Here is a 22,658-nt window from a genome sequence, read left to right on the forward strand (position 1 = left end):
AAAGATTACCAAACATGTCTATTATTAGTAAATATCAAATAGGTGGTATTCTCGTCGCTGTTTTATCGCTCAGTGCCTGTAAGCATAGCCCACCACCTGACCACCGCGATCCTGTAACCTTACCATTATATACCGCAGGCGATGCGGATAATGGTGCTATTATCTACCAAGATGCCTGTGGCCAATGCCATCGGCTCAATGCCGGACTCAATAAAAAAGGTCCACAGTTGATGAATATCTATGGTGCACCGGCTGCTACGCTAAACGATTACACTTATAGCGAAGGGTTAAAACAGTCAGGTTGGGTCTGGGATGCTGAGACACTTGACCCTTATATTGCTGATGCCGAAAAAGCGATGACAGGTTCAAAGATGTTATCTAATCCAATGCCGGATGCTAAAGAACGCGCTGATGTGATTGCTTATTTATCAACACTTCGTGCGCCATTACCAGCAGTGGATGATGATAAAAAGTAAAATTTGATGTTGTAACGACGTTATAACTACTATTGCCATAAAAAACGAGCCAATGACTTCCTATGACGCATGAAACGACGGACTATCGCCATAATCAGCAAAAAATTGAACAGTTAATGGTGCAACTGAATCAAATTGTGCTCGACAAGCCGCAAGTGGTGAAGCTCGCACTCAGTGGCATATTAGCAGGTGGGCATTTACTACTGCAGGATCTGCCAGGTATGGGTAAAACTACCTTAGCACAAGGGCTGGCGCAGTTGTTAGGGCTGAGTTTTAATCGGGTACAATTTACCAATGATATGCTGCCTGCAGATATTTTGGGAATGAGTATCTATGATCAAAGTAAGCAGCAGTTTGAATTTCGCCATGGTCCTATTTTTACTCAGCTATTGCTCGCTGATGAGATCAATCGCTCTAGTCCTAAGACGCAAAGCGCGTTATTAGAAGCGATGGAAGAGCGGCAGGTTAGTCAAGATGGGCAGACTCATCGTTTACCGCAGCCGTTTTTTGTGATTGCGACTCAAAACCCATTGCAGCAAGCTGGTGTCTATCCGCTTCCTGAGTCGCAGCTTGATAGATTCTTATTATGTTTGTCGTTGGGTTATCCGTCACCTGCGGCAGAGCGTGAACTTTTAAAAGGCCAGAATCGTCGTGAGTTGCTACAAAGTTTATCGGCTGTGCTCGATGCCGATGCCGTTTTGCTCGCTCAACAAGGCGTCAAGCAAGTCTATGTCGCAGATGTGGTGCTGGACTATCTACAAAGACTGGTCGCAAAAACTCGCGCGAGCCAAGAGTATCATGGTTTGTCACCGCGTGGCGTGCTGTCATTACAACGTGCGGCACAGGCTCATGCTTATGTGTCAGGGCATATGGAGATCACGCCTGAAGACATCCAAGCCGTGTTTGCTGCTGTAACGGACCATCGACTCGGTCAGCGTTTTATACCTGCTCATGTGACAGGTGGGAGCTCACCGCAAACCATTGCCCAACGAATCTTAGCATCAGTGCCTGTCGTCATTTAAAAATATTATTTAATAGTGGAACACTTCAAAACAGTGATCAGTCAGCTTATCAATTAATGGTAAGGATAGGGTAGTCATGAGTCTTTTGCCAAAAGCCTTAACCGTACCAATTACCTCAGCATTAAGTCGCTGGTTTGCATCGCGCGCACCTAAAAGCGATAGTGCTACTCTGAATTTGCGCAACGTATACATCTTCTTTAGCCGTGAAGGCATGCTGTTTTTAGTATTGCTAGTGATCACCTTTATCGCTGGTATCAATTATGGCAATAATTTGGTGCTAGGATTGTGCTTTTATTTGGTGAGTGTTTGGCTTATCAGCTTTCATGTAACGTTTGCCCATATTTCAGGCCTAAAGCTGCAACTCCTAGAGGTAACAATGGTAGAGGCCGGCGCTCCTGCGTGGGTGACTTTACAACTGCGTAGTGAGAGCCGCCAACCAAGACGACAGCTGTTATTTGATTTTGAGTCGCTTGATAACCAAAAGAAAAAGCACGCCGATAGTCAACATTCTGTACTGGTCGCTAGACTGCAAGGTGAGCAAATTATTCGACTTCCTGTTCAAACCAATGCTCGTGGCCAGCTTGAATTACCACGTCTAAAAATAAAAACCGTTTATCCTTTAGGTATCATGCGAGCATGGTCTTATGTCTACTTTGCCCGTACAGCTTGGGTGTATCCAAAGCCAGAAGCTTTCGACTGGCAAGCGCAGTATGCTGTCGCAAGTGCAGAGGATTTACCGGTAGGTGGACAGCATCGGCAAGGTCAAGATGATTTTGAGCGACTCGATAATTATGTAGAAGGTGAGTCGTTGGCGCGCGTGTCTTGGGGACATGTGGCACGAGGTCAGGGCATGCTTACCAAGCATTTCGCCGATCCTGTCGGTCATGAGCAAACGCTAGATTATGCTGACATGCCTGCCGCCCAGCATGAGCAAAAGCTGGCGCAATTGGCTTATGGTGCGGTCACACTAGGCCAGCTTGGCGTGCCATTTAATATGCGCTTACCTAGTGATATGCCGTCTGCTGCAATGGTGGGTGAAGGTGATGGCTTTGCGCAAGCTTGCTTGCTAAGGCTGGCGAAAGCACCATGAGTCACTCTCCCGTTTTTTCTGAAAACCAATCTGCTAGTACCTCTACAGTAGAGGCCGTAAATTCTGCGAGCTTTGAGCAGTTGGCACAAGGTCATAACGCCACTACTAATAATAGTGTACTGAACCGTGATAATAAATGGTACCGCAAATTATTTGCGCTACCAGCGTATTATTGGGTCATCATTGCTCAAGTGGTTGTCATTCTACCGCACGCTGCACACCTGCCTTTATGGTTAATAGGTTTTGCAGTGGTGAGTATTGCCGCTCAGCTACCACGTGTGAAAGCGAGATTTAAAAAGATAGCGCATTTGAAGCGTGTTTATCAAGGCATGCAAATGCTTGGTTTTTTATTAGGTCTGGCCGGCTTGTGGCTGACTTATAATACGGCATTTGGGTTAGATATGGGTGTGGCATTTTTAGTGCTGTGTCTCATCAGTAAGCTTTGGGAGTTGTACAAGCGCCGTGATGCTTATGTGGTATTAAACCTATCATTGTTTGTACTGGCGGCATTGTTTTTGATGGATCAAGGACTGTTTACGACTTTAGAAGTTGTGATTGGTGCGACTATCGTGTTGCTCGCGTTCATTGCATTAAACGATGATGGCAATGCTCGTGGTGATGGTCGTCTGCGTACTTTGGGTGTGCTGGGTGTTGGTGCGCTACCGTTATTGGTGGTGTTGTTTTTGTTTTTTCCACGTTTACCGCCGCTATGGTCCGTTCAGCTCTCAGGTCAGCAAGCAACCACGGGTGTCTCCGACAGTATGTCACCTGGTGATTTTGCTAATTTGGGACAATCAACTGAGCTGGCATTTCGGGTAGAGTTTAAAAATGACCGCCCACCACAGCAGCAGCTCTATTGGCGCGGTTTGGTATTTAGTGACTTTGATGGGGTGACTTGGCGTCCTAGCTCCCAGCAGCGACAGTGGCAATCGGTATCGCAAAGACCCACTTGGATTGAAAACGTATTTGCTACCGTTCCTGAAGCCGAGCAAGTAGCACCGAGCATTTATCAAGTTATCTTAGAACCTACCCAACAAAACTGGTTATTTGGACTTGATTATCCGTTTACCAATCAACCAAATATTAGTACTACCTCAAATTTCACGTTATTAAATAACCAACCTATTACGCAGCAATTGCGCTATAACGTATTACAGTTCTCGTCGATGCGTATAGACCCTATACTCAGTGATAACTCAAGGCGTCGAAATCTAGCATTGCCAAGTGAGGGTAATCCACAAACACGAGCATTGGCTAAGCAGCTTTTTGCGCAGTCAGGCTCTGATCCTGTGCGTTATATGGCGGCTATTGAGCGCTGGATCAATCGAACGGACTTTCGTTATACACTATCGCCGCCACGGTTAAATGATAACCGTATTGATGAGTTTTTGTTTAATAGCAAGGCAGGGTTTTGTGAGCATTACGCTTCAAGCTTTACCTTTATGATGCGCGCAGCTGGCGTACCAGCACGAGTCGTGGCAGGCTATCAAGGTGGCGAGCTAAGTCGTGGCGGTGATGTTTGGGAAGTGCGGCAGAAGGATGCGCATGCGTGGACTGAGGTTTGGCTAGAAGGTCAAGGCTGGGTACGTGTTGATCCCACTGCCTTTGTCGCTCCTGAGCGTGTGGAGCAAGGTATGGATGCGCTAACACAGTCTCAAGGCGCAGCAATGTTTGGTGATGGTGCAGGTGCGCAGTTTAACTATCAACAGTATCAAATGCTACAAACCTTACGTCGTTTCTCAGATCAAGCCAGTTATTATTGGCAAAAAGATGTCGTTGGCTATGATAAGGATAAGCAAGCTGACTCATTGCTTAAATGGTTCAATATCAAATCTATCATGCAACAAGTTATCTGGTTAGCGGCGAGTGCTATTACGGTCATGGCTGTTTTGATATTTGTCATCTGGTATCGACGCCGCAAACACTGGCATCCAGCAGATTTGCCACTTGTGCAGCTGTCACAGCGTATAGCTAAGCAAGATAAATCATTAGCTCGTACCGATAGCGAGGGACAGCTAGCATGGCTTGAGCGCTTAGCCAGTGCTATTGATAGTCGCAATGATACAAATGTCAATAATGAAGCTAAGACAAGTAATGCTAGTACATTAACGGACAGTGATCATCCTGACGTTATTCAAGAAAAAATCACGCAAATCAGACAAGATTATCGTCAGCTACGCTATGGACGTTTAAGTACCGTTGAAATCAATGACAATGGATACCAGAAAGCACTTAAGCAGCTGAAAAAAAATGTACACGATTTATTATAAGTCCATTTAGCCAGCAGTACTTATTAACTAGCAGCACTTGTTAGCGACAGTTATTAGCGATAGTGAGCGGACAAATGATAGATAAATTTGGAATAAACCATGCGTAGCACTAAAGACCGTATTCGCCATGCCTTAGGGTTTGAAATCATCGGTCTATTGATTTTTGCACCGCTAGCAAGTTGGGTATTTGGCTTTGAACTGCATTCAATGGGTGTAATAGCATTGGCAGGCTCTATTGTCGCAACGGTGTGGAATTATTTTTATAATATCTTATTTGATAATGCCCTGCTTAAACTACGTGGTGAGGTAAAAAAGACAGTTCCTATACGAATATTACACGCTGCACTGTTTGAAGGTGGTTTGCTGGTGCTGTTTTTACCTGCGATTGCTTGGTACTTGGATATCAGTTTGTGGGATGCTTTTAAAATGGATATCGCTATGGCGACATTTTATTTGGTATATGCTTTTGTCTTTAATTGGGTTTACGACAGAGTGTTTCCTATTGTTGAAGCTGATTGATGCTTCAATCTAAAGCAATACGATAAATAAGACAGGTAACTGAGATGGCGATATATGTGGATTTTATGCAAATAGAATTTAAAGGCTATAAGTGGTGTCATCTATTAGCTGATACATTACAAGAATTGCATGATTTTGCAGCATTGATTGAATTAGATGCGCGCCTGTTTCATCGTAACGCCAGTTATCCGCATTATGATGTCACTGTGCAGATGCGAGAAACAGCGATTGAGTATGGTGCAATTCCTGCCGATCGAAGAAAAATTATCGAGTGTGCAAAGAAGCTAAAAGTAGAATTACATACACAAATAGCACAGTCCGATTGTTTGTAATAAATGCATAAACAAATAAAAAGGTGGGTTATGTTTTGGCTAACCCACCTTTTCTGTTTTTTTAGGTCGTGTTTTTTGAGTGTAGTATTACTTAGCAACCGCTGCTGTGCTGACCGCATTTAATGCTTTTGAGATATTATCAATGACGGTATCACAGCCTTCGATATTATGGCGGGTTTTGAGATATTCAGGATTGTTATAAGACAGCCATACTTTTTGATCAGCATCCTCGCTGATGAGGATTTTTTGTGGTAAATCAATGGCGACAGTCTGCTCACAGTTCATCAAGGGCGTACCGGCTTTAGGGTTGCCAAACATAATGACCTGGGTTGGTCGTAAGGTTAAATCGACACCTTGTGCATTTTTCTGATGATCGACGCGCGCAAATACTTTCATGCCTTTGCTTTCGATAACTGAGACCAGCTTATCGGCAGTATCTTGCACGGAATGATTGCTTTGCATGGTTACCAAGCCTTTTTCAGCATTGATAGCCGTTGTCGTGGTTTTTAGCGAAGAGGTGGGTGCATTTAGAACGTTTTCAACACTGGCACAAGCCGTCATGGCCAAAGCCAAAGCAGCGATAGAGACGATTTTAATCATGAGTCATCCTTTTTTATGGTGATTGGTTATCCGTAATAGTTGGCAACATCGAACATTCATTGTGCATCATAACCTTGTGTGTAATCAACCTATCCGTAATTAGCTTATCCGTAATTAGCTTATCCGTAATCAGCCTTGCATAGCAACTCAAATAATAGCGAGTACAACAACGAACATAACAACACGCATAACAACGCACACAATAAAAAGCATCATGACAAAGTGCGTTAACGGACTCTTAAGCCAAACGTTCTGCCAGATAGTCTACCAGCAACCTAATCTTTGGTGATAAATGACGATTGTGCGGATAAATAGCCCAAATACTTTCTTCTGGCTCTCGATAGTCATCCAATAAGCTTATCAGCTCCCCTGATTCTAAATACTTTTGCACGTAATAGTCAGGCAGCTGGACGACACCCAAACCTTTCAAAGCGGCATCGACTAGGCTATGCCCATTGTTATATTGGATGTTTCCAGAGACACGCAAGTTTTTTTCTTTGACACTGTTATTGGTTTTTTGATCGCTATCTATTTGGTCGGCATCTCTAAAGTACCAATAATCACGAGTACCCAGTAAGCAGTTATGATGACTCAAATCATTCAGAGAGTGAGGCGTGCCATATGTATCGAGATAAGAAGGCGCGGCACAGACAAAGTTAGTGCGATGGCTGAGCTTCTTTGCCATCATCGTTGAGTCGCTTAATTTACCGATGCGAATCGCTAAATCGTAACCACCATCAATCAAGTCAATCATTTGATTACTCAAAAACGCTGTTACTTCGATATTACTATACTGCACCATAAAATCATTGATCAGCGGTAATAATTGCTGCTCGCCATACGTCATAGGTGCCGTTAGTTTAATTCGACCTTGTGGCGTTGATTGAAAGCGACTGACCGCCTGTTCAGCAGCATCTAAGCCGTCTAATACACCACGGCAGTGTTGATAGAAAACACGTCCTTCTTCTGTGAGTGAGACTTTTCGTGTTGTACGATATAGCAGTTTAATATTAAGCCGTTTCTCTAATGCACTGATTTGTCGGCTGACTTGTGCGGTTGAGATACCTAGTTCTTTGGCGGCGCGCGTGAAGCTCTCGTATTCTGCAACATAAACAAACTCACTGACCCCATCCCAACGCATGATTATTACCAATATGTAAAAGTTATTTGCAAATATAGCATATTGTTATCATGCTAGAAATAACTATAATGAGAAGTATCCGCTTCGAAATGTTTCAGATATTGGCCCCAACAGGCTATGCCTAATAACGAACTAAAAAGAGAGACAGCTATGTCAGATCAATTTATCAAATCTAAAGCCGCCATCGCTTGGGGGCCAAATGAACCACTATCTATCGAAGAAGTAGATGTGATGCTGCCAAAGAAAGGCGAAGTATTGGTAAAAATCGTAGCAAGTGGTGTTTGTCATACCGATGCGTTTACGCTCTCTGGTGAAGACCCAGAAGGCGTATTCCCAGCGATTTTAGGTCATGAAGGTGGCGGTATCGTTGAGCAGATCGGTGAGGGCGTGACTAGCGTGCAAGTTGGTGACCATGTGATTCCTTTATATACAGCGGAATGTAAAGTCTGCAAAATGTGTACGTCGGGCAAAACCAACTTGTGCTCGGCGGTACGTGAAACCCAAGGTAAAGGCCTAATGCCAGATGGCACCACGCGTTTTTATAAAGATGGTAAGCCAATCTATCATTATATGGGCTGCTCAACCTTCTCTGAATATACGGTTTTGCCAGAAATTTCTTTGGCCAAGGTCAATAAAGAAGCACCGTTAGAGGAAGTTTGTTTGCTGGGTTGTGGTGTCACCACGGGTATGGGTGCGGTCATGAATACCGCAAAAGTCGAAGAGGGTGCGACCGTTGCTATCTTTGGTCTCGGCGGCATTGGTCTATCGGCAGTCATCGGTGCTGCGATGGCAAAAGCCAGTCGTATCATTGCAATTGATATTAATGAGAGCAAGTTTGAATTGGCCAAAAAATTAGGTGCGACTGACTGCATCAATCCGAAAGATTACGACAAGCCCATTCAGGAAGTCATCGTGGAATTAACCGATGGCGGTGTGGATTATTCATTTGAATGTATCGGTAATGTCGATATCATGCGTTCAGCACTTGAGTGCTGCCATAAAGGCTGGGGCGAGTCGGTCGTCATCGGTGTCGCAGGTGCAGGGCAAGAAATCTCTACCCGTCCGTTTCAACTTGTGACTGGGCGCGTCTGGCGTGGCTCAGCATTTGGCGGGGTAAAAGGTCGTTCAGAATTACCAGGCTACGTTGAACGTTATCTGGCAGGTGAGATCCCATTACAAGAGTTCATCACCCATACCATGCCATTGGAAGACATTAATGAGTCTTTTGACTTAATGCATAAGGGCGAGAGCATTCGTACCGTTATCCATTTTTAAACGATAGTCAGCCCTAAATAAAAAATACAAATACAACCACGCGATATCGGTTATATTTTTCTTGCTTGCTGTGCCTACGCAGACAGAGGCTACGCAAAATATAATCCGTATCGCTGTATTTTTTAATATTAAATCGCCTATAGTAATGATAAAAATACCACTTCTAAGATGGAAGCGGTATTTTTTTAGGCTAAAGCATAAAGCATAAAGCATAAAGCATAAAGCATAAAGCAAAAGGTCAAACAGTATGAAACCTCAGACAATAGAAACGGAACGTCTCTATCTTAGACAGTGGCAGGCGAGTGATTTACCTGTCTTTGCTGAAATGAATGCTGATCTTGACGTCATGAAGTATTTTCCCAAGCCACTGTCACCAAAATTGAGCGATGCCATAGCCAATAAATGTTCAAAGCTTATTGAAGATAAAGGCTGGGGATTTTGGGCCGTGAGCCTAAAAGAGACGAATGCCTTTATCGGTATGGTTGGCTTAAATGAAGCACATGTTGATATGCCTTTTGCACCTGCTGTAGAGATGGCTTGGCGACTACACAAAGATTATTGGGGAAAAGGTTATGCAACGGAGGCCGCAAGAGCTTCATTAACGTTTGCATTTGAAACGTTAATGCTTGATGAGGTCGTCGCGTTTACGGCTGTTATTAACAAGCACTCGCAATTAATCATGCAGCGCATTGGCATGACTGATACGCAAGAAAACTTTTATCATCCAATGCTTGAGTCTAACCATCCACTTGCTGAGCATGTGCTATATAAAATTACTCAGGAGCAGTGGCGGTAAAATTTTAATTATTGACGGTAATAGCTTTCTTGTTTAACAGCCTCTAGTTTTTAGCATCGAGTATGATTTTCTTAGCAAGCGTGACAAGATCTGAGGCCATAAAATTCGGTGTCGGTACATTGGACGCAGGTAACATAGCGTTATGAGGGCGTTTTAGAAATGCACCTTGGCAACCAGCCGCTTGAGCGCCTATCGTATCCCAAAGATGAGAAGCTACGAGGCATAAATCTGACGTCTCAACAGACATTTCCTTGGCGACCATTTGATAAGTCTCAGGTGCGGGTTTGAATTTTCCGACAGTTTCTACGCTGAATTGCTGCTCAAAGAACTGACTGATACCGGCTTTTTCGAGTGGTGAAGGAGAGGTGCTACTTGCTGAATTGGTCAATGTCGCCAGTCGAAACCCTGCATCACGTAGCTTGGTCAATGCAGGTATGACATCGGGATGGGCCGGCATTTTTCCCATGAGTGTTTTGAGTTCTGTGATATCGTCATCTGTCAGCGTGATTTTATGGATATCAGCAGTCATCTGTAAGGCGCCAACACCTAGCTCACCAAAAGGTGCATACAGCCCTGATAGCGTCATGGTTTGAGAGTAGAGTACCAGTTGAGCGAACCACTCTCTTAGCATGAGCTTGTCATCGAATAAGCGAGTGAATAAAGGGGTTAAGGTCTCAATATCTAGCAAGGTTTCATTGACATCAAATACAATAATTGGGTGGGTTGAGTTAACGGACATATAGACTCCTGTTGTTGAGAGCTAGCAGGTTATGACTGTTTCATAAGCCATAAATTTTATAAACCATAAATTTCATAAGTCATAGAGAGCCAACAAACCTAATAAAGCATGCTGACCAGTTAAGCGAAAGTATTGGATAATATCCCAAAACAGAATATTGATAGAAGACAGTATGACGAAGTAAGAGGTATGAATTGTTAATTCGCAGGGCATTAACGTTGATAATTGAAACATTAGAGTATGTTAAGTATCAGGCAAAAGTGACGTTGTAGCAGATTGATAGAGTAGTCTACGGTAACAACAGACCCTAGGGCCAGTTGCATGTATGATGTTAGATGGTTTAATGCTCTAGCTAAGAAATTTTAGCTAAGAAATCTTAATCCTGAAGTTTTTAACGCCCATACCAGTTCTACAAAAGCACGGCTGTTGGTTAGAGGTTCGCCATCGATGATGAGTACGTAGCCTGAACCATCAATCCATAAAAACACAAAACTGGTCTCAGGAATCAACATATCAACCTGCTGAAAAAACGAGATGGCTTGGCTTTCTACTGCCCAACCACGTTGTTTTTGACGTAGTATAAATCCTGAAAAGTCAGCCGCTGCGACACTCAACATATCGGCTTCTTCTTGGCTGTAGCCAATGCGTGCCAAACAGAATCCTTCATCAGAGCCGATGGCGGCACGGCGTTTCCCTGACAAGCTAGCAACCACGTAGGGTAAGAACTGATCTAGTGGTAGATTAGGTGCTGGTAAAAGCAAGGACAGTTTTTCAATCCAACCTTGCTCGATAAAGTTTTGCAACCATTCATCAGAGTAGCGTTCTAGCCATTCGGCTGCGAGCAGTGTCTGTGCATAAGACAGTAAGTCTTGTAATGATAACTGCTTATCAGTGGGTTCACTTTGAGAAAATGCCTCAAAAATACCGGCTGGAGTTAAAGTCAGATACGTTTTATCAGCATTTAAATAAGAAGACATAGCAGCTACCGTTATAATAAAGGTTATAAATAGGCAATAAATTAAGTTTTAATGTTTTGGGTTTGATCAAGGTTTTGTTGACAGTTATTCCAACGTTCATCAAACTGCCAGTCGCTTTTGCCTAAGCGAAACCATACTAAAGAGAAGGCAAGCCGATCATTGCGTGCGATACAGTGAGCAAAAAATTCGTTTTCGATCTGCTCAATTGTACCCCAGTCTTCATCATCACGTGCTTGCATCAGTTCAGTTGTGATGTCCTTAGATATTTCTTTGGCATCATCGCTACTGATACGTAGTCGTCGCTTTTGTTCATTGAGAGAAGGCGAAACCAACACGCTCCAACGGGTTGCGAGCATACTATTGCGTTGAATGTATCTTTTCTTATTGATACATTCGCGGAACCCTTGCTCAATATGAGGGTAAAGCCGACCTTTGACACGAATAAACAAGTTGTTTACATCATAAGGGATATCATACCAACAGCCATAAAAAAAGTCTGCAACGGCACCTTGTAAAGGCTCTTTTTCGTTCAATAATAGCGCAGCATTGATACGTTGTTCGTGAAAATGACGATTGTTGGGTGCCAAAAATACTTTACGTGAGTATAAACGAAATACTCGCCGAGCTTCCATCTCATTTTCTTTGATAAGATCTAAATCAGACATAATAGTGTCCTTGTAAGTCATAGTCGCTATTGTATGGCTCATATTATATAGCGACCATTAAGGTGCAATAGGCTATGACCTAAGCAAGCAAAACGATGCAATATGTCAATATCTCAATGAAAAACTAGTCAAGCAAGGTCTGCATTAAATCTATCATAAATTCAGCATCTTCCTCATCCATCGCTTCAAATCCATGAGGCATACCCAGTTCTGCTAATGCTTCTTTACCATCGTCGTCATTATGCAGATTGAGAATGGCATTCATAAAGATTTCGGTGTCAGGGAAATCCTCTTTAATAAGCAGTACATGACTGATATCAGCCAAATCACTTTCGATAAGTACTGATAGTTGAGTTTTGGTCAGACGAGAAAAGCTATGAAATATCTCTGCTAAAAAAAAGGCAGCCTGGGCCTCGCCTTTAATGACTTTTCGAGCTGCTGCTTGATAAGTTTCAGTGATATCCCAAGTCAGATCAGCTTCTTCTATATCAATGGCTTCTAATAAGCGTAGGCCAACTAGTTTAACATCACGGTTATCGGCCATTGCTACAGTAGCGCCAGTTTTTATGTCTTCTAAGCAGTTGATATCGCTCTTTGCTGCAGCGGCAATGACCATCTCATCAGATTTTCCGATAGGGCGGGCGACTGCACGGTAGCCTTGCTCACGAATCAATGTTGCTGCATCAAAAGGGTTGGCATAAATGATTTGAATGTTACCAGCAGTAATGACTTGCTCTTGCTCATCATGTGAGGATGGAATGTTCAAGTGCATATTTAAGTTAGCACGTTTTTGAATCAACGTATTGAACATGTGCCAGCCTGCGAAACGCTCAGGCGAAAAATCTGGGGCGATTAACATATTATGTGTCGTCATGACTCAATCTTCCTCATTTTTTTTCATTTCAGCATACAACGCTATCGCTGCTTCTATCTTGCTGCGTGATGGTTTGCGTCGTACTGATGTATAGCCTACTGTTTTGCCGTGACGAACATTCGGCACGACAGTAGCATAGACCCAGTAATGACTACCATCTTTGCACAAGTTTTTGACATAGCCATGCCACTTTTGTCCAGAGACTGCAGTACTCCACAAGTCTTTATAAGCAGCTTTTGGCATATCAGGATGGCGCAAAATGTAATGTTGTTGACCGATTAGTTCATCAATAGTGTAACCGCTAATTTCAACAAAAGCATCATTGGTATGTGTCAGTATACCGTTCAAATCAGTACGCGATACAATCAGCTTGCCATCAGGATAAGGGCGTTCAATACCCGTGTCATAGACAGTGCGTGAGGTGCCATCATGGTAAGTTATAGTAATCTGCTTAGCAGGCATATCAGGCTTATGTGCATCAGGGATTGGAGAACCCATAGTAATCTCCTTTATGGATCGTTGTATTCATAATGATTAAAAAGCCAGCTTTATGTGGAACTTGTCGAGAATGTTATTTATAGTGAATAGAGTTTTAGCTTATTATTGACCCTAACACTTATTTAAGCACTGATCTTATAAAATAGTGTGTATTATCTTAAATAGTTTTTATGAGACAGTCACTCAGTTTTGATTTAAAGTAAGGTTTCTCGTTTAACAAACCTCTAAAATCGCTCATTAGATAAGTTTTGCAAGGGCTTCTGATGCACGCTTGATGTCTAAGAATATCAAACCAAGTTTCGCATTTGGTTTTGCCATAATCGTCAGTACCGCCTCATCTCCCGATGATGTCATAATAACGTAGCCTTGCTCGCCTTGAATCATAATACGATCGATACTACCACGCGCCAACTCACGGCCTGCACGATCGCCCAATGACAGCAAAGCTGCTGACATTGCACCAACACGGTCTTCGTCAATGCCTGTTGGTAGTGCTGAGGCAATCATAAGACCATCGTTAGAAATTAAGGCAGATGCTTCAACATCCGTTGATGAACTGTTTAGGTCTTCCAAAATTTGCTGGAATGAGTCTGTACGCATATCGCTTTCTCTATGATAGATTGTGGGATTGATAGAATAGCTATTGATAATGTTGAAAAAGACATAACTATATGTTGTATAGACGGGTGATTATAAACCCTTGTTGTTAACATTGATATATACTGCAACGGAAAAAAAGCCATTTTTCCATATTTTTTTACCGTTTGTTATATTTTATCGACCTTTTATCTTAAATTTATATACAAATAAAAACAAGTGTTTATTTTTTTGGTAAAAGCTAATACAAGTGCCTAGCATGCCAGTAAAATGTTACTGTCTTTAGTTGCGTTAAGATACTTGTAGGGTGTGTTCTTATTTGAAAATCAATGATAAAGCTGAATCATTTTTAAACGCTTTAAGCGACTATTGATTGAATTAAGGATATGCCTTAGCTATTGATCATAAACTTTCATGATGATGATATTTACTAGACTTATGTACCTAAAAAATGATATATAATTATGGAATAAAAATAGTTTTTATCTCTATATGTGTAATGTAGTCACATACATAATCAGTTTTTAATCCCCCTTGCTTCTATACATAACCTTGTATAGAAGCGATTTCAGTTTTATATCAGCGTTAAAAATTTCCTCGTCAGCCTTTATATGACGTGATGTTGATGTAAATAAGTACAATCACCATTTGATCCTAAGGAAGAAATATATGAGTATCAGTCAGGCCATCAAAAAAGTCGAAGCACGTTATGCGCATCAGCCAGAGTTCATTCAGGCAGTAAAAGAGGTGGCCATTACGATTCAGCCTTTATATGATGCTCATCCTGAATACAATACTTTGAAAGTATTTGAGCGTTTGGTGGAGCCTGATCGGGTATTTGGCTTTCGGATTAACTGGGAAGATGATAAAGGCAACGTGCAAGTCAATCGTGGTTGGCGTGTTCAGTTCTGTAATGCGTTAGGACCATACAAAGGCGGTCTTAGATTTCACCCTACGGTTAATCAGTCAGTACTGAAGTTTTTAGGTTTTGAGCAAATTTTTAAAAACGCTTTAACGGGCTTGCCGATTGGCGGTGGTAAAGGTGGCTCTGATTTTGATCCTAAAGGTAAAACGGATAGTGAAATCCGTCGTTTTTGCTATGCCTTTATGCGTGAGTTATATCACTATGTAAGTAAAGATATGGATGTGCCTGCTGGTGATATCGGTGTTGGTGGTCGAGAAGTCAGCTATATGTTTGCGATGTACAAAAATTTGACACGTGAGTCGACTGGTGTTCTTACTGGTAAAGGCGTGGGATTCGGTGGCAGTTTGATGCGCACAGAAGCGACTGGCTACGGTGCCGTTTATTTCTTAGAAAACATGCTTATCGCCCAAGGTGATAACATCAAAGGCAAAAAAGTACTTATCTCAGGCGCTGGAAATGTCTCACTCCACGCCGCTGAAAAAGTGAATGCGCTTGGCGGTATAGCTATCACGGTATCTGACTCACAAGGGACTTTGTACGATGAACAAGGTCTTAATCAAGAGAAAATTAATTGGCTCAAAAAACAAAAATATCAAAACAAACCATTAGCAGAGTATGTCGATGTCTATGGTGGCGAATGGCTTGCCAAACAAAAACCATGGCAGTTTGAGGCTGATATTGCGTTGCCATGTGCCACTCAAAACGAAGTGAGTGCAGAAGATGCTAAGCGATTGGTTGAAAATGGTGTAACGTATGTAGTTGAAGGTGCCAATATGCCGCTAACTGCGGAAGCGATTGATTATATTCGCTTGCATCGCGTCCATTATGCGCCTGGTAAAGCCGCAAATGCTGGTGGTGTCGCTGTGTCTGCGCTTGAGATGTCGCAAAACTCCGTCCGTCAATATCAAACCTTTGAGCAAGTCGATGAGCGTTTAAAAGGTATTATGAAAGATATTCATAATAGTGCGGCTAATGCCTCAGAGCAATATGGTCAAACTGACAATGGCTATATCGACTATATGGCGGGTGCTAATATGGTTGGCTTTAAACGTGTGGCTGATGCATTGGTGGCTTTTGGTATCTTAAACTAAGACTCTCTAGTCTATTGCTCCACGTAAGTGTTGAGAACATCCATACTGCATTTATCCTAAGACGATAAATGCAGTATTTTTTTATCGACACCATACGCCTGCTCATCGAACATAGATACTTGTATCAGTACTATATTTAGATTGGTTATTCAAACAGTGTGATTACACTTTGATACTTTTTCATCCTATAGCAAGTAGAAAATCTCGTTAACATAAGTGTATAGCTAATGGCATTAAACGCTATCGATAATGAAAAGAGATTATTTCATTGGGTTATAGCAGTACACTATAAAAATGGCTTATAAAAGTAAGTGATAAGTAAAGGAAATAAGTTAATGAATAAACTGTCTAAAAAAATACAATTGACCACTTTAGGTGCTGGCCTAGCATTCGCCCTAACTACAGGTGTCATGAGCACGACTGTAATGGCGGCTCAAACCAGTCTGTCTACTGAGGTAAAAGCAGCACAAGCGACCAAGATTGGTTTAAAGCAAGCGATTACTATCGCAACCGCACAGGCATCCGGTATGCTAATCGGGGCTGATTATGACGAAGATGATGATGATACAGAAAATGGCATATATGAAATAGAATTTAGCACGGCTAGCGATAGTTATGAAGTAGTAGTGGATGCAATGACGGGAGCAGTCATTGGGACTGAGACTGAGCGATTAGATCGCGACGATATTAACGACTACAACGTACAGCATCGTACGAAAGTAAATATTATGAGTGCGATAGGTATCGCTGAGAAAAAAATAGGCGGTATGACATTAGAAGTCGAGTTTGAAGCAGATCGCGACTATGATGCTCACCCTTTGTATTACAAAGTTGACTTGCTGAAAGGCGATGAGATCGTTGGTATCAATGTGGATGCCAATACAGGTGAGACGTTTGCCAACAAATATAAGCGCTAGAGCATGTCTTCAATTCACCCGATAGTCATCTACATGGGCTAAAAATAGCTAAATCTTGCCAAACATCGTCAAATAGCGGGTTAATATCGCGATATTATCTGCATTATTTTTCTTGTTTGACGGCAATTTATCTCATTTTTATCACCATTTTTGAAATAAAGACATGGCCTAGTAGAAATATCCAAACCAGATAAATTAAAAGCCACCAGATGAACATACTAGCTAGTGGCTTTTTTAATGGTGATAGGTAAAGGTAGAAAGGTTACACCGTCTTGCGCCACTTACCTTGAACCATAGTGCATTGGATAGGGTTTAGCCCCATCTGATAAGCCAAATCGGCAGGACGGGCAATATCCCATAGTGCCAAATCTGCATCACAGCTGACCTCTATTTTACCTTTATTAGATAGCCCCAATGCTTGTGCTGCGTGAACAGTAATTCCTGCCAAAACCTCTTCAGTGGTTAAGTAAAATAGCGTGCAGCCCATGTTCATCGTTAACAAAAGCGAGGTGAGCGGTGAAGTGCCAGGGTTACAGTCGGTAGAAAGCGCCATTGGCACCTGATGTTTGCGTAGCGCCTCAATCGGTGGCAATTTGGTGTCACGTAATGTATAAAACGCCCCAGGTAGTATCACAGCTACGGTATTGCTGGCAGCCATTTTTTTGATATCATCTTCTGATAAATGCTCTAGATGGTCGCTGGATAACCCTTGATACTCAGCAACCAAGGCACTACCACCTATGTCAGATAATTGCTCAGAGTGCAGTTTGACTGGTACATTTAATGAGCGTGCCACTTCAAAAACGCGTCTGATTTGCTCAGTATTAAAGGCGATGTTTTCACAGAAGCCATCGACCGCATCGATCAAACCCTCTGAATGCAAAATAGGTAGCCACTCGCACACTTGCTCGATGTATTCATCCGAGCGGTCCTGCATGTGAGACTTGTATTCAGGTGGTAGGGCATGTGCCGCTAAATACGTTGTGCTCACATGTATATTGTGTTTGTCACCAAGCTGGCGAGCAACCATGAGCATTTTGCGCTCAGTGTCTAAATCTAAGCCGTAGCCCGATTTGATTTCGATACTGGTCACGCCTTCTTTTATGAGTGCGAGTAGGCGCTTTTCACTTTGTGCAAACAACGACTCAACACTAGCGGCGCGGGTGGCAGTGACAGTTGAGACAATGCCGCCACCTTGTGCAGCAATGTCTTGATAACTAGCGCCTTGCAAGCGCGCCTCGAACTCATTGCTGCGGTTGCCACCATAAACGATATGGGTATGGCAGTCGATAAATCCGGGGGTTACCCAGCCGCCATGAGCATTTTTGATTTGCTCTGCTGAGTAATGTGACAGGTGCTCGGCTATTTGTTTATTAGAGCCAATCCACGCAATTTTGTCATCAATAATACCGATGGCAGCATCTTCCAGTTGTCCATAAGGTACATGGTCACTGCTATTAAAACCGTAATGGGCAGAAAACGTGGCAAGATTGGCATTGATGATAATTTGATGAAACGATGCCATGGTGGCATCATCGAATATGGTTGCTGTCGTATTGTTGAAATCATTCATAATGTGCTCCTTATTGTTTGGACGCCAGTGGTGTCTATTGGTCGGGATGAGAGGGCAAAGCTAAGCTAAGCAATGAATTTAATCAACGAACCTAGACGATGAGCTTGGACAATAAACCTAGATGACTAGTAAATGCTGCTCTACCATAGTTGCCAGTAGTCGAGCAGCGACCTTGCAGCTGCGCCCATCAATATCAAAATTAGGATTAATCTCGGCAATGTCGGTCATTTTTACTTTGCCTGTAGCCATGATGGTTTTTACCATGCGCTCAACAAACCCAAGCTCAATACCGTAAGCTGCTGGGGCACTCACACCGGGCACAACACTGGCAGGCAAGCAATCCATATCAATGGTTAGATAAACCACATCAACCTGATTGATAAAGCTTATAACCTGATCGGCAAGTACCTGCCAAGGCTGCTGCTGACAGTCCTCGTCGCTAATGACTTGTACACCCAATTGTTCAGCGCGGTCAAACAGCGCTGCCGTGTTAGAGAACCGACTGACGCCAATACAGCAATAGTGAAAAGGCTGCTCATGTGCTGATAAATGCTCAGCAATTTGCCGAAAAGGTGTACCAGAGGTCGCCACATCCGACTGACGAATATCAAGATGCGCATCAAAATTAATAATGCCGATGGTCGGTGCGGTAGTGGTATCGTTTGTGTTTTTTAATGCCTGCCATAATCCTAAAAAGCTACCGTACGCAATGGCATGACCACCACCAAGTCCAATGGGCAAGCCGCCTTGTTTGACGATAGCGCTCACCTTATCCGCATATTCGAGCTGAGCTTGCTCAAGAGTGTGCGCAGCAAAGTCATCATCGTCATGACAATAGATATCGCCTGCATCACCTAGCAATGTTGCCAGTTGATTGTCATAGCGTGTCTGCAACGACGCAATCACTGGCAGCGTCGCAAACGCTCGGCGAATCAGCGGCGGGGCAGCTCGCGCACCCACGCGGCCTTGATTGCGCCTAACCCCTTGATCACATGCAAAGCCGATTAGCCCAATATTTTGATCCTCGTAAGGCTGGACGAGCTGATACCAGTAGCGGGCACGTGCCGTCTCAAATGGCTCTGCACGGCCAGTCCACAGCATCATGTCAGCCGCTGTGTGACTCACGGTTGTGCTAATTTTCGTAATGGCCATTGCTCATTCCCTTCTATTATCTAACGCTTATTTAGACTCGTACCAGTTGCTACGTAATGACTGCCAGTGCTCAGCAAGCGTACCGTCTAATACCAATTGCTTGGCCGCTTCGATATCAGGCGCTAGGTAGCGGTCTTTATCATAGAAAGTCACTTTCTCGCGCAGTTTCTGATGCGCCACAGTCAACGGCTCTGATGTCTCTAATCCGCGATGAAAATCAATCCCTTGACCGGCAGCCAATAGCTCAATACCGATAATGGTGGCAGTATTTTGCGCCATCTCGTATAAGCGGCGTGCGCAATAGGTCGCCATGGAGACATGATCTTCTTGGTTGGCAGAGGTTGGGATGCTATCGACGCTACCCGGATGGGCGATAGATTTGTTTTCTGAAGCCAGTGCCGCTGCTGTCACATGGGCGATCATAAAGCCTGAGTTGACCCCAGCGTTATCAACCAAGAATGGCGGCAGACCACCTGACAGCGTCGCATCGATAAGTAAGGCCACACGGCGCTCAGACATAGAACCAATCTCGGCAATTGCCAAGGCTAAAATATCAGCGGCAAAAGCGACTGGCTCAGCATGGAAGTTACCACCTGATATAGCCACTGGGCCATCTTCGTTATTAAAAATTAGCGGATTGTCAGTGACGGCATTGGATTCGATTAGTAGCGTTTTACCTGCTTGATTGATGATATCAAGACAGGCACCCATGACTTGCGGCTGACAACGCAAGCAGTAAGGGTCTTGAACTCTATCGTCTTGCTCGCCATCATGTGAGGCACGAATGGCACTGCCTTTGATCAGTTGACGATGTGCTTTGGCGATTTCAATTTGACCATGATGGCCACGTACTTCGTGAATACGCGCATCAAATGGTGAGTCCGATCCTTTGGCAGCATCAATCGACAGTGAGCCGACGATGGTGGCGGTCTCAAGCAAATCACGCGCTAAGAAATAACCCCGTAATGCTAGCGCGGTTGAAACTTGCGTACCATTGATAAGCGCGAGGCCTTCTTTGGCTGCTAGGGTAATTGGCTCAAGTCCATGTTGAGCTAGAGCTTCTGCTGCAGGCACTTTTTCGCCAGCGACAAACACGTCACCTTCACCCATCATTGCAAGTGTCATGTGTGATAAAGGCGCTAAATCACCAGAAGCACCAACAGACCCTTTTGCCGGAATATTTGGCGTGATTTGATTATTGATTAAGGCCAGTAGACTATCTACTACCTCGCGACGCACACCAGAGACACCTTGAGCCAAACTGGCAACTTTCATCACCATAATCAGTCGCACGACGCTGTCTGGTAACGCTCCACCAGTACCCACTGAGTGAGAAACGATCAAATTGCGCTGAAGTAGCTCAAGCTGATCATCACTGATACGCGTCTTTGCTAACAAGCCAAAACCAGTATTGATTCCATAAGCGCTTTTGTCTCGAGCAATAATCGTACGCACATCTTCGTGTGAGGCATCGATAGCTTTATAAGCACTCTCAGGTAATGTCAATATGACAGGTTGCTCATAGATATCACGTAGCATCTTAAAGCTAAGCTGGCGAGGGTGTAGCGTTAATTTTTTGATATCGTTCATAGGGTGATCCTAGTATTGTAAGACATATGGGTTATATTATTTTTGATTCATGTCTTTGTTGAAATGACGTTTTTTAAATGTTTTTAGTTAACATAATACTTGTTATTAAATTTGTTTTTTTAGCCAATCCAGTTGAAGTACATGGCTAGATGTCCGAATGCCGCAGCCAATAAAATACTGAGTACCACACGCTCAAACCAGATAATGACCATTTTGCCGACAGATAATGGTATTTCAGTGGCAAGCACACAAGGAATCATGGCAGAGAAAAACAACACGCTGCTAATAGAGATGACCCCTGCAACATAGCGAGTCAGTATATCAGCCTCACTGAGGAGCAGTGCTGGCAAGAACATTTCAGCCAATCCCGCTGACATACCTTTGGCGGCAACCAGAGGCTCTGGTAAGCCGCTAAGCCATGTAAATGGATAAAGAAGCAAGCCTAAAGCATCGAATACAGGCGTATACTTTGCTAATATCAATCCTGTCAAGCCAACCGCGATGATAGAAGGCACAATCGCCGCTGCCATTGTCAGCCCATCGCGAAAGTTAGACCATAAGATTTGTTTTAGGTCAGTGGCACGGCGCGAAGTGGACAAACCCAAATCAAATGCTGCCGCCAAACGTGTACCACTTTTATGGTCTAAAGCGGGACGTTCAACGCTATCATCTACAAGGCTAATGGGTGGAATACGAGCAGTAATCGCAGTAACGATAAAGGTAATCACTAGCGTAGACCAAAAAAACAGGTTCCAAAACTCCATCAGACCAAGCGTTTTGGCAACAATGACCATAAATGCCGCTGATACGGTCGAAAATCCAGTCGCAATGATAATGGCTTCGCGCGCTGAATATTGCTTTTGCAAATACACGCGATTAGTAATGAGCAGCCCGATAGAGTAGCTACCAACAAAGGATGCGACAGCATCAATCGCTGATGAACCTGGGGTTTTCCAGATAGGTTTCATGATCGGCTGCATGAGCACACCGACCATCTCGAGCAAACCAAAACCCACCAAAAATGCTAAAATTAATGCCCCAAGCGGTACAATCATACCGACTGGTAATGCCAGTTTTTCAAACAAAAACGGCAGCATGTCCTTTTCCATCATAAAGGCAGGCGCTACGTCAGCCACATACATTACTGCCAGTATCAGACCAATGATTTTAAAAGCAGTCATAATCATGTGGGTGATATTTTTACGCCATGAGCCGTCTATAAATGGCTTGCTTACCCCAAAGATCATCAATAAAAATAATAACATCACAGACAATGTATGCTGCTGATTGACCAGATAAGTTGCCCCATGATCGAACAAAATCGTGCTTTTCTCACCAATGGTAAATGGCACAAAGAACATGACCAAACCGATAGCACTAAAGACTATCAATTGCAGTAACGCTATAGGTTTAGACAGTAGTGCTTCAGTTGGTGTCGCTGCTGCATCCTTGAGATTTAGTGTCGTATTTTGCTCAATCATATTATCCTCCTTGATAAAATGTCGATGATATCCTTATGTCAAGTAATCACTTATAAGG

At 43.3% G+C, this 22,658-nt stretch carries 22 protein-coding genes; 10 read left to right on the top strand and 12 right to left on the bottom strand.

Translation table 11 applies throughout. The annotated features are described in order from the left end of the window. Positions 1–14 precede the first annotated feature (14 nt). The 6 genes from ACT3SX_RS01240 to ACT3SX_RS01265 all read left to right on the top strand — a co-directional run bounded on the left by ACT3SX_RS01240 (position 15) and on the right by ACT3SX_RS01265 (position 5,709). Positions 15–476 (top strand): c-type cytochrome, encoded by a 462-nt coding sequence (locus ACT3SX_RS01240; protein WP_192520438.1) that lies wholly within the window; start codon positions 15–17, stop codon positions 474–476. Between the two features lie 62 nt (positions 477–538). Next, positions 539–1,498 carry an AAA family ATPase gene (locus ACT3SX_RS01245; protein ID WP_192520437.1) on the top strand — a complete coding sequence of 320 codons (960 nt, stop codon included), beginning with the start codon at positions 539–541 and terminating at the stop codon, positions 1,496–1,498. 76 nt (positions 1,499–1,574) lie between these two features. After that, complete coding sequence (locus tag ACT3SX_RS01250; protein WP_442062660.1) at positions 1,575–2,588, top strand: hypothetical protein; 1,014 nt, start codon at positions 1,575–1,577, stop codon at positions 2,586–2,588. Continuing rightward, complete coding sequence (locus ACT3SX_RS01255) at positions 2,585–4,858, top strand: transglutaminase family protein (protein WP_442069479.1); 2,274 nt, start codon at positions 2,585–2,587, stop codon at positions 4,856–4,858. Before ACT3SX_RS01250 ends, ACT3SX_RS01255 begins: the two co-directional genes overlap by 4 nt. Before the next feature lie 99 nt (positions 4,859–4,957). Continuing rightward, positions 4,958–5,377 (top strand): PACE efflux transporter, encoded by a 420-nt coding sequence (locus ACT3SX_RS01260; protein ID WP_442062058.1) that lies wholly within the window; start codon positions 4,958–4,960, stop codon positions 5,375–5,377. Positions 5,378–5,421: 44 nt separating this feature from the next. Next, on the top strand, positions 5,422–5,709 hold the full coding sequence (locus ACT3SX_RS01265) for a DUF4031 domain-containing protein (protein WP_192518871.1): 288 nt from the start codon (positions 5,422–5,424) through the stop codon (positions 5,707–5,709). A gap of 87 nt (positions 5,710–5,796) precedes the next feature. On the opposite strand, the gene ACT3SX_RS01270 is transcribed toward ACT3SX_RS01265, so the two are convergent. After that, complete coding sequence (locus tag ACT3SX_RS01270) at positions 5,797–6,309, bottom strand: DUF302 domain-containing protein (protein ID WP_192518870.1); 513 nt, start codon at positions 6,307–6,309, stop codon at positions 5,797–5,799. A 238-nt stretch (positions 6,310–6,547) separates the two neighbouring features. Next, complete coding sequence (locus ACT3SX_RS01275; protein ID WP_192518869.1) at positions 6,548–7,450, bottom strand: LysR family transcriptional regulator; 903 nt, start codon at positions 7,448–7,450, stop codon at positions 6,548–6,550. Positions 7,451–7,600: 150 nt separating this feature from the next. Here ACT3SX_RS01275 and ACT3SX_RS01280 point away from each other — a divergent pair, with 150 nt between their 5' ends. Both ACT3SX_RS01280 and ACT3SX_RS01285 read left to right on the top strand, forming a co-directional pair. After that, positions 7,601–8,725, top strand: coding sequence for an S-(hydroxymethyl)glutathione dehydrogenase/class III alcohol dehydrogenase (locus tag ACT3SX_RS01280; protein ID WP_225739114.1), 1,125 nt, complete (start codon positions 7,601–7,603; stop codon positions 8,723–8,725). Between the two features lie 247 nt (positions 8,726–8,972). Then, the gene (locus ACT3SX_RS01285) at positions 8,973–9,521 is read left to right on the top strand and encodes a GNAT family N-acetyltransferase (protein WP_192518868.1); all 549 of its coding nucleotides are present in this window, start codon (positions 8,973–8,975) and stop codon (positions 9,519–9,521) included. A gap of 43 nt (positions 9,522–9,564) precedes the next feature. On the opposite strand, the gene ACT3SX_RS01290 is transcribed toward ACT3SX_RS01285, so the two are convergent. From ACT3SX_RS01290 to ACT3SX_RS01315, 6 genes are all read right to left on the bottom strand, one after another. Then, positions 9,565–10,260, bottom strand: coding sequence for a haloacid dehalogenase type II (locus ACT3SX_RS01290; RefSeq protein ID WP_192518867.1), 696 nt, complete (start codon positions 10,258–10,260; stop codon positions 9,565–9,567). Positions 10,261–10,622: 362 nt separating this feature from the next. Next, positions 10,623–11,237 (bottom strand): hypothetical protein, encoded by a 615-nt coding sequence (locus ACT3SX_RS01295; protein ID WP_192518866.1) that lies wholly within the window; start codon positions 11,235–11,237, stop codon positions 10,623–10,625. Positions 11,238–11,278: 41 nt separating this feature from the next. Then, entirely contained in the window at positions 11,279–11,902 is a 624-nt protein-coding gene (locus ACT3SX_RS01300; RefSeq protein WP_192518865.1) for a hypothetical protein, read from the bottom strand. Positions 11,903–12,026: 124 nt separating this feature from the next. Then, positions 12,027–12,776: a PhnD/SsuA/transferrin family substrate-binding protein gene (locus ACT3SX_RS01305; RefSeq protein WP_192518864.1), complete on the bottom strand. Its 750-nt coding sequence runs from the start codon at positions 12,774–12,776 to the stop codon at positions 12,027–12,029. Positions 12,777–12,779: 3 nt separating this feature from the next. Continuing rightward, the gene (locus ACT3SX_RS01310) at positions 12,780–13,274 is read right to left on the bottom strand and encodes a PAS domain-containing protein (RefSeq protein ID WP_192992261.1); all 495 of its coding nucleotides are present in this window, start codon (positions 13,272–13,274) and stop codon (positions 12,780–12,782) included. Between the two features lie 237 nt (positions 13,275–13,511). Beyond that, on the bottom strand, positions 13,512–13,874 hold the full coding sequence (locus ACT3SX_RS01315; RefSeq protein ID WP_192518862.1) for a roadblock/LC7 domain-containing protein: 363 nt from the start codon (positions 13,872–13,874) through the stop codon (positions 13,512–13,514). 666 nt (positions 13,875–14,540) lie between these two features. Between ACT3SX_RS01315 and gdhA the strand changes: the two genes are divergently transcribed. Together gdhA and ACT3SX_RS01325 are read left to right on the top strand one after the other, a co-directional pair. Further along, the gene (gene gdhA / locus ACT3SX_RS01320) at positions 14,541–15,887 is read left to right on the top strand and encodes an NADP-specific glutamate dehydrogenase (RefSeq protein WP_192518861.1); all 1,347 of its coding nucleotides are present in this window, start codon (positions 14,541–14,543) and stop codon (positions 15,885–15,887) included. A 335-nt stretch (positions 15,888–16,222) separates the two neighbouring features. Then, a complete protein-coding gene (locus ACT3SX_RS01325; protein ID WP_192518860.1) occupies positions 16,223–16,804 on the top strand; it encodes a PepSY domain-containing protein in 582 nt (193 codons plus the stop codon). Positions 16,805–17,066: 262 nt separating this feature from the next. Here ACT3SX_RS01325 and hutI read toward each other — a convergent pair whose 3' ends face one another. The 4 genes from hutI to ACT3SX_RS01345 form a co-directional block, all read right to left on the bottom strand. Next, a complete protein-coding gene (gene hutI / locus ACT3SX_RS01330) occupies positions 17,067–18,377 on the bottom strand; it encodes an imidazolonepropionase (RefSeq protein WP_442062055.1) in 1,311 nt (436 codons plus the stop codon). A 117-nt stretch (positions 18,378–18,494) separates the two neighbouring features. Further along, entirely contained in the window at positions 18,495–19,529 is a 1,035-nt protein-coding gene (gene hutG / locus ACT3SX_RS01335; protein ID WP_192518858.1) for a formimidoylglutamase, read from the bottom strand. Positions 19,530–19,556: 27 nt separating this feature from the next. Then, positions 19,557–21,119, bottom strand: a complete 1,563-nt coding sequence (gene hutH / locus ACT3SX_RS01340) for a histidine ammonia-lyase (RefSeq protein ID WP_087814299.1) — start codon at positions 21,117–21,119, stop codon at positions 19,557–19,559. 119 nt (positions 21,120–21,238) lie between these two features. Beyond that, positions 21,239–22,600 (bottom strand): YjiH family protein, encoded by a 1,362-nt coding sequence (locus tag ACT3SX_RS01345; protein WP_087814300.1) that lies wholly within the window; start codon positions 22,598–22,600, stop codon positions 21,239–21,241. Positions 22,601–22,658 lie beyond the last annotated feature (58 nt).

The sequence above is a fragment of the Psychrobacter sp. AOP31-B2-9 genome (assembly GCF_052378005.1).
Classification (GTDB): Bacteria; Pseudomonadota; Gammaproteobacteria; order Pseudomonadales; family Moraxellaceae; genus Psychrobacter.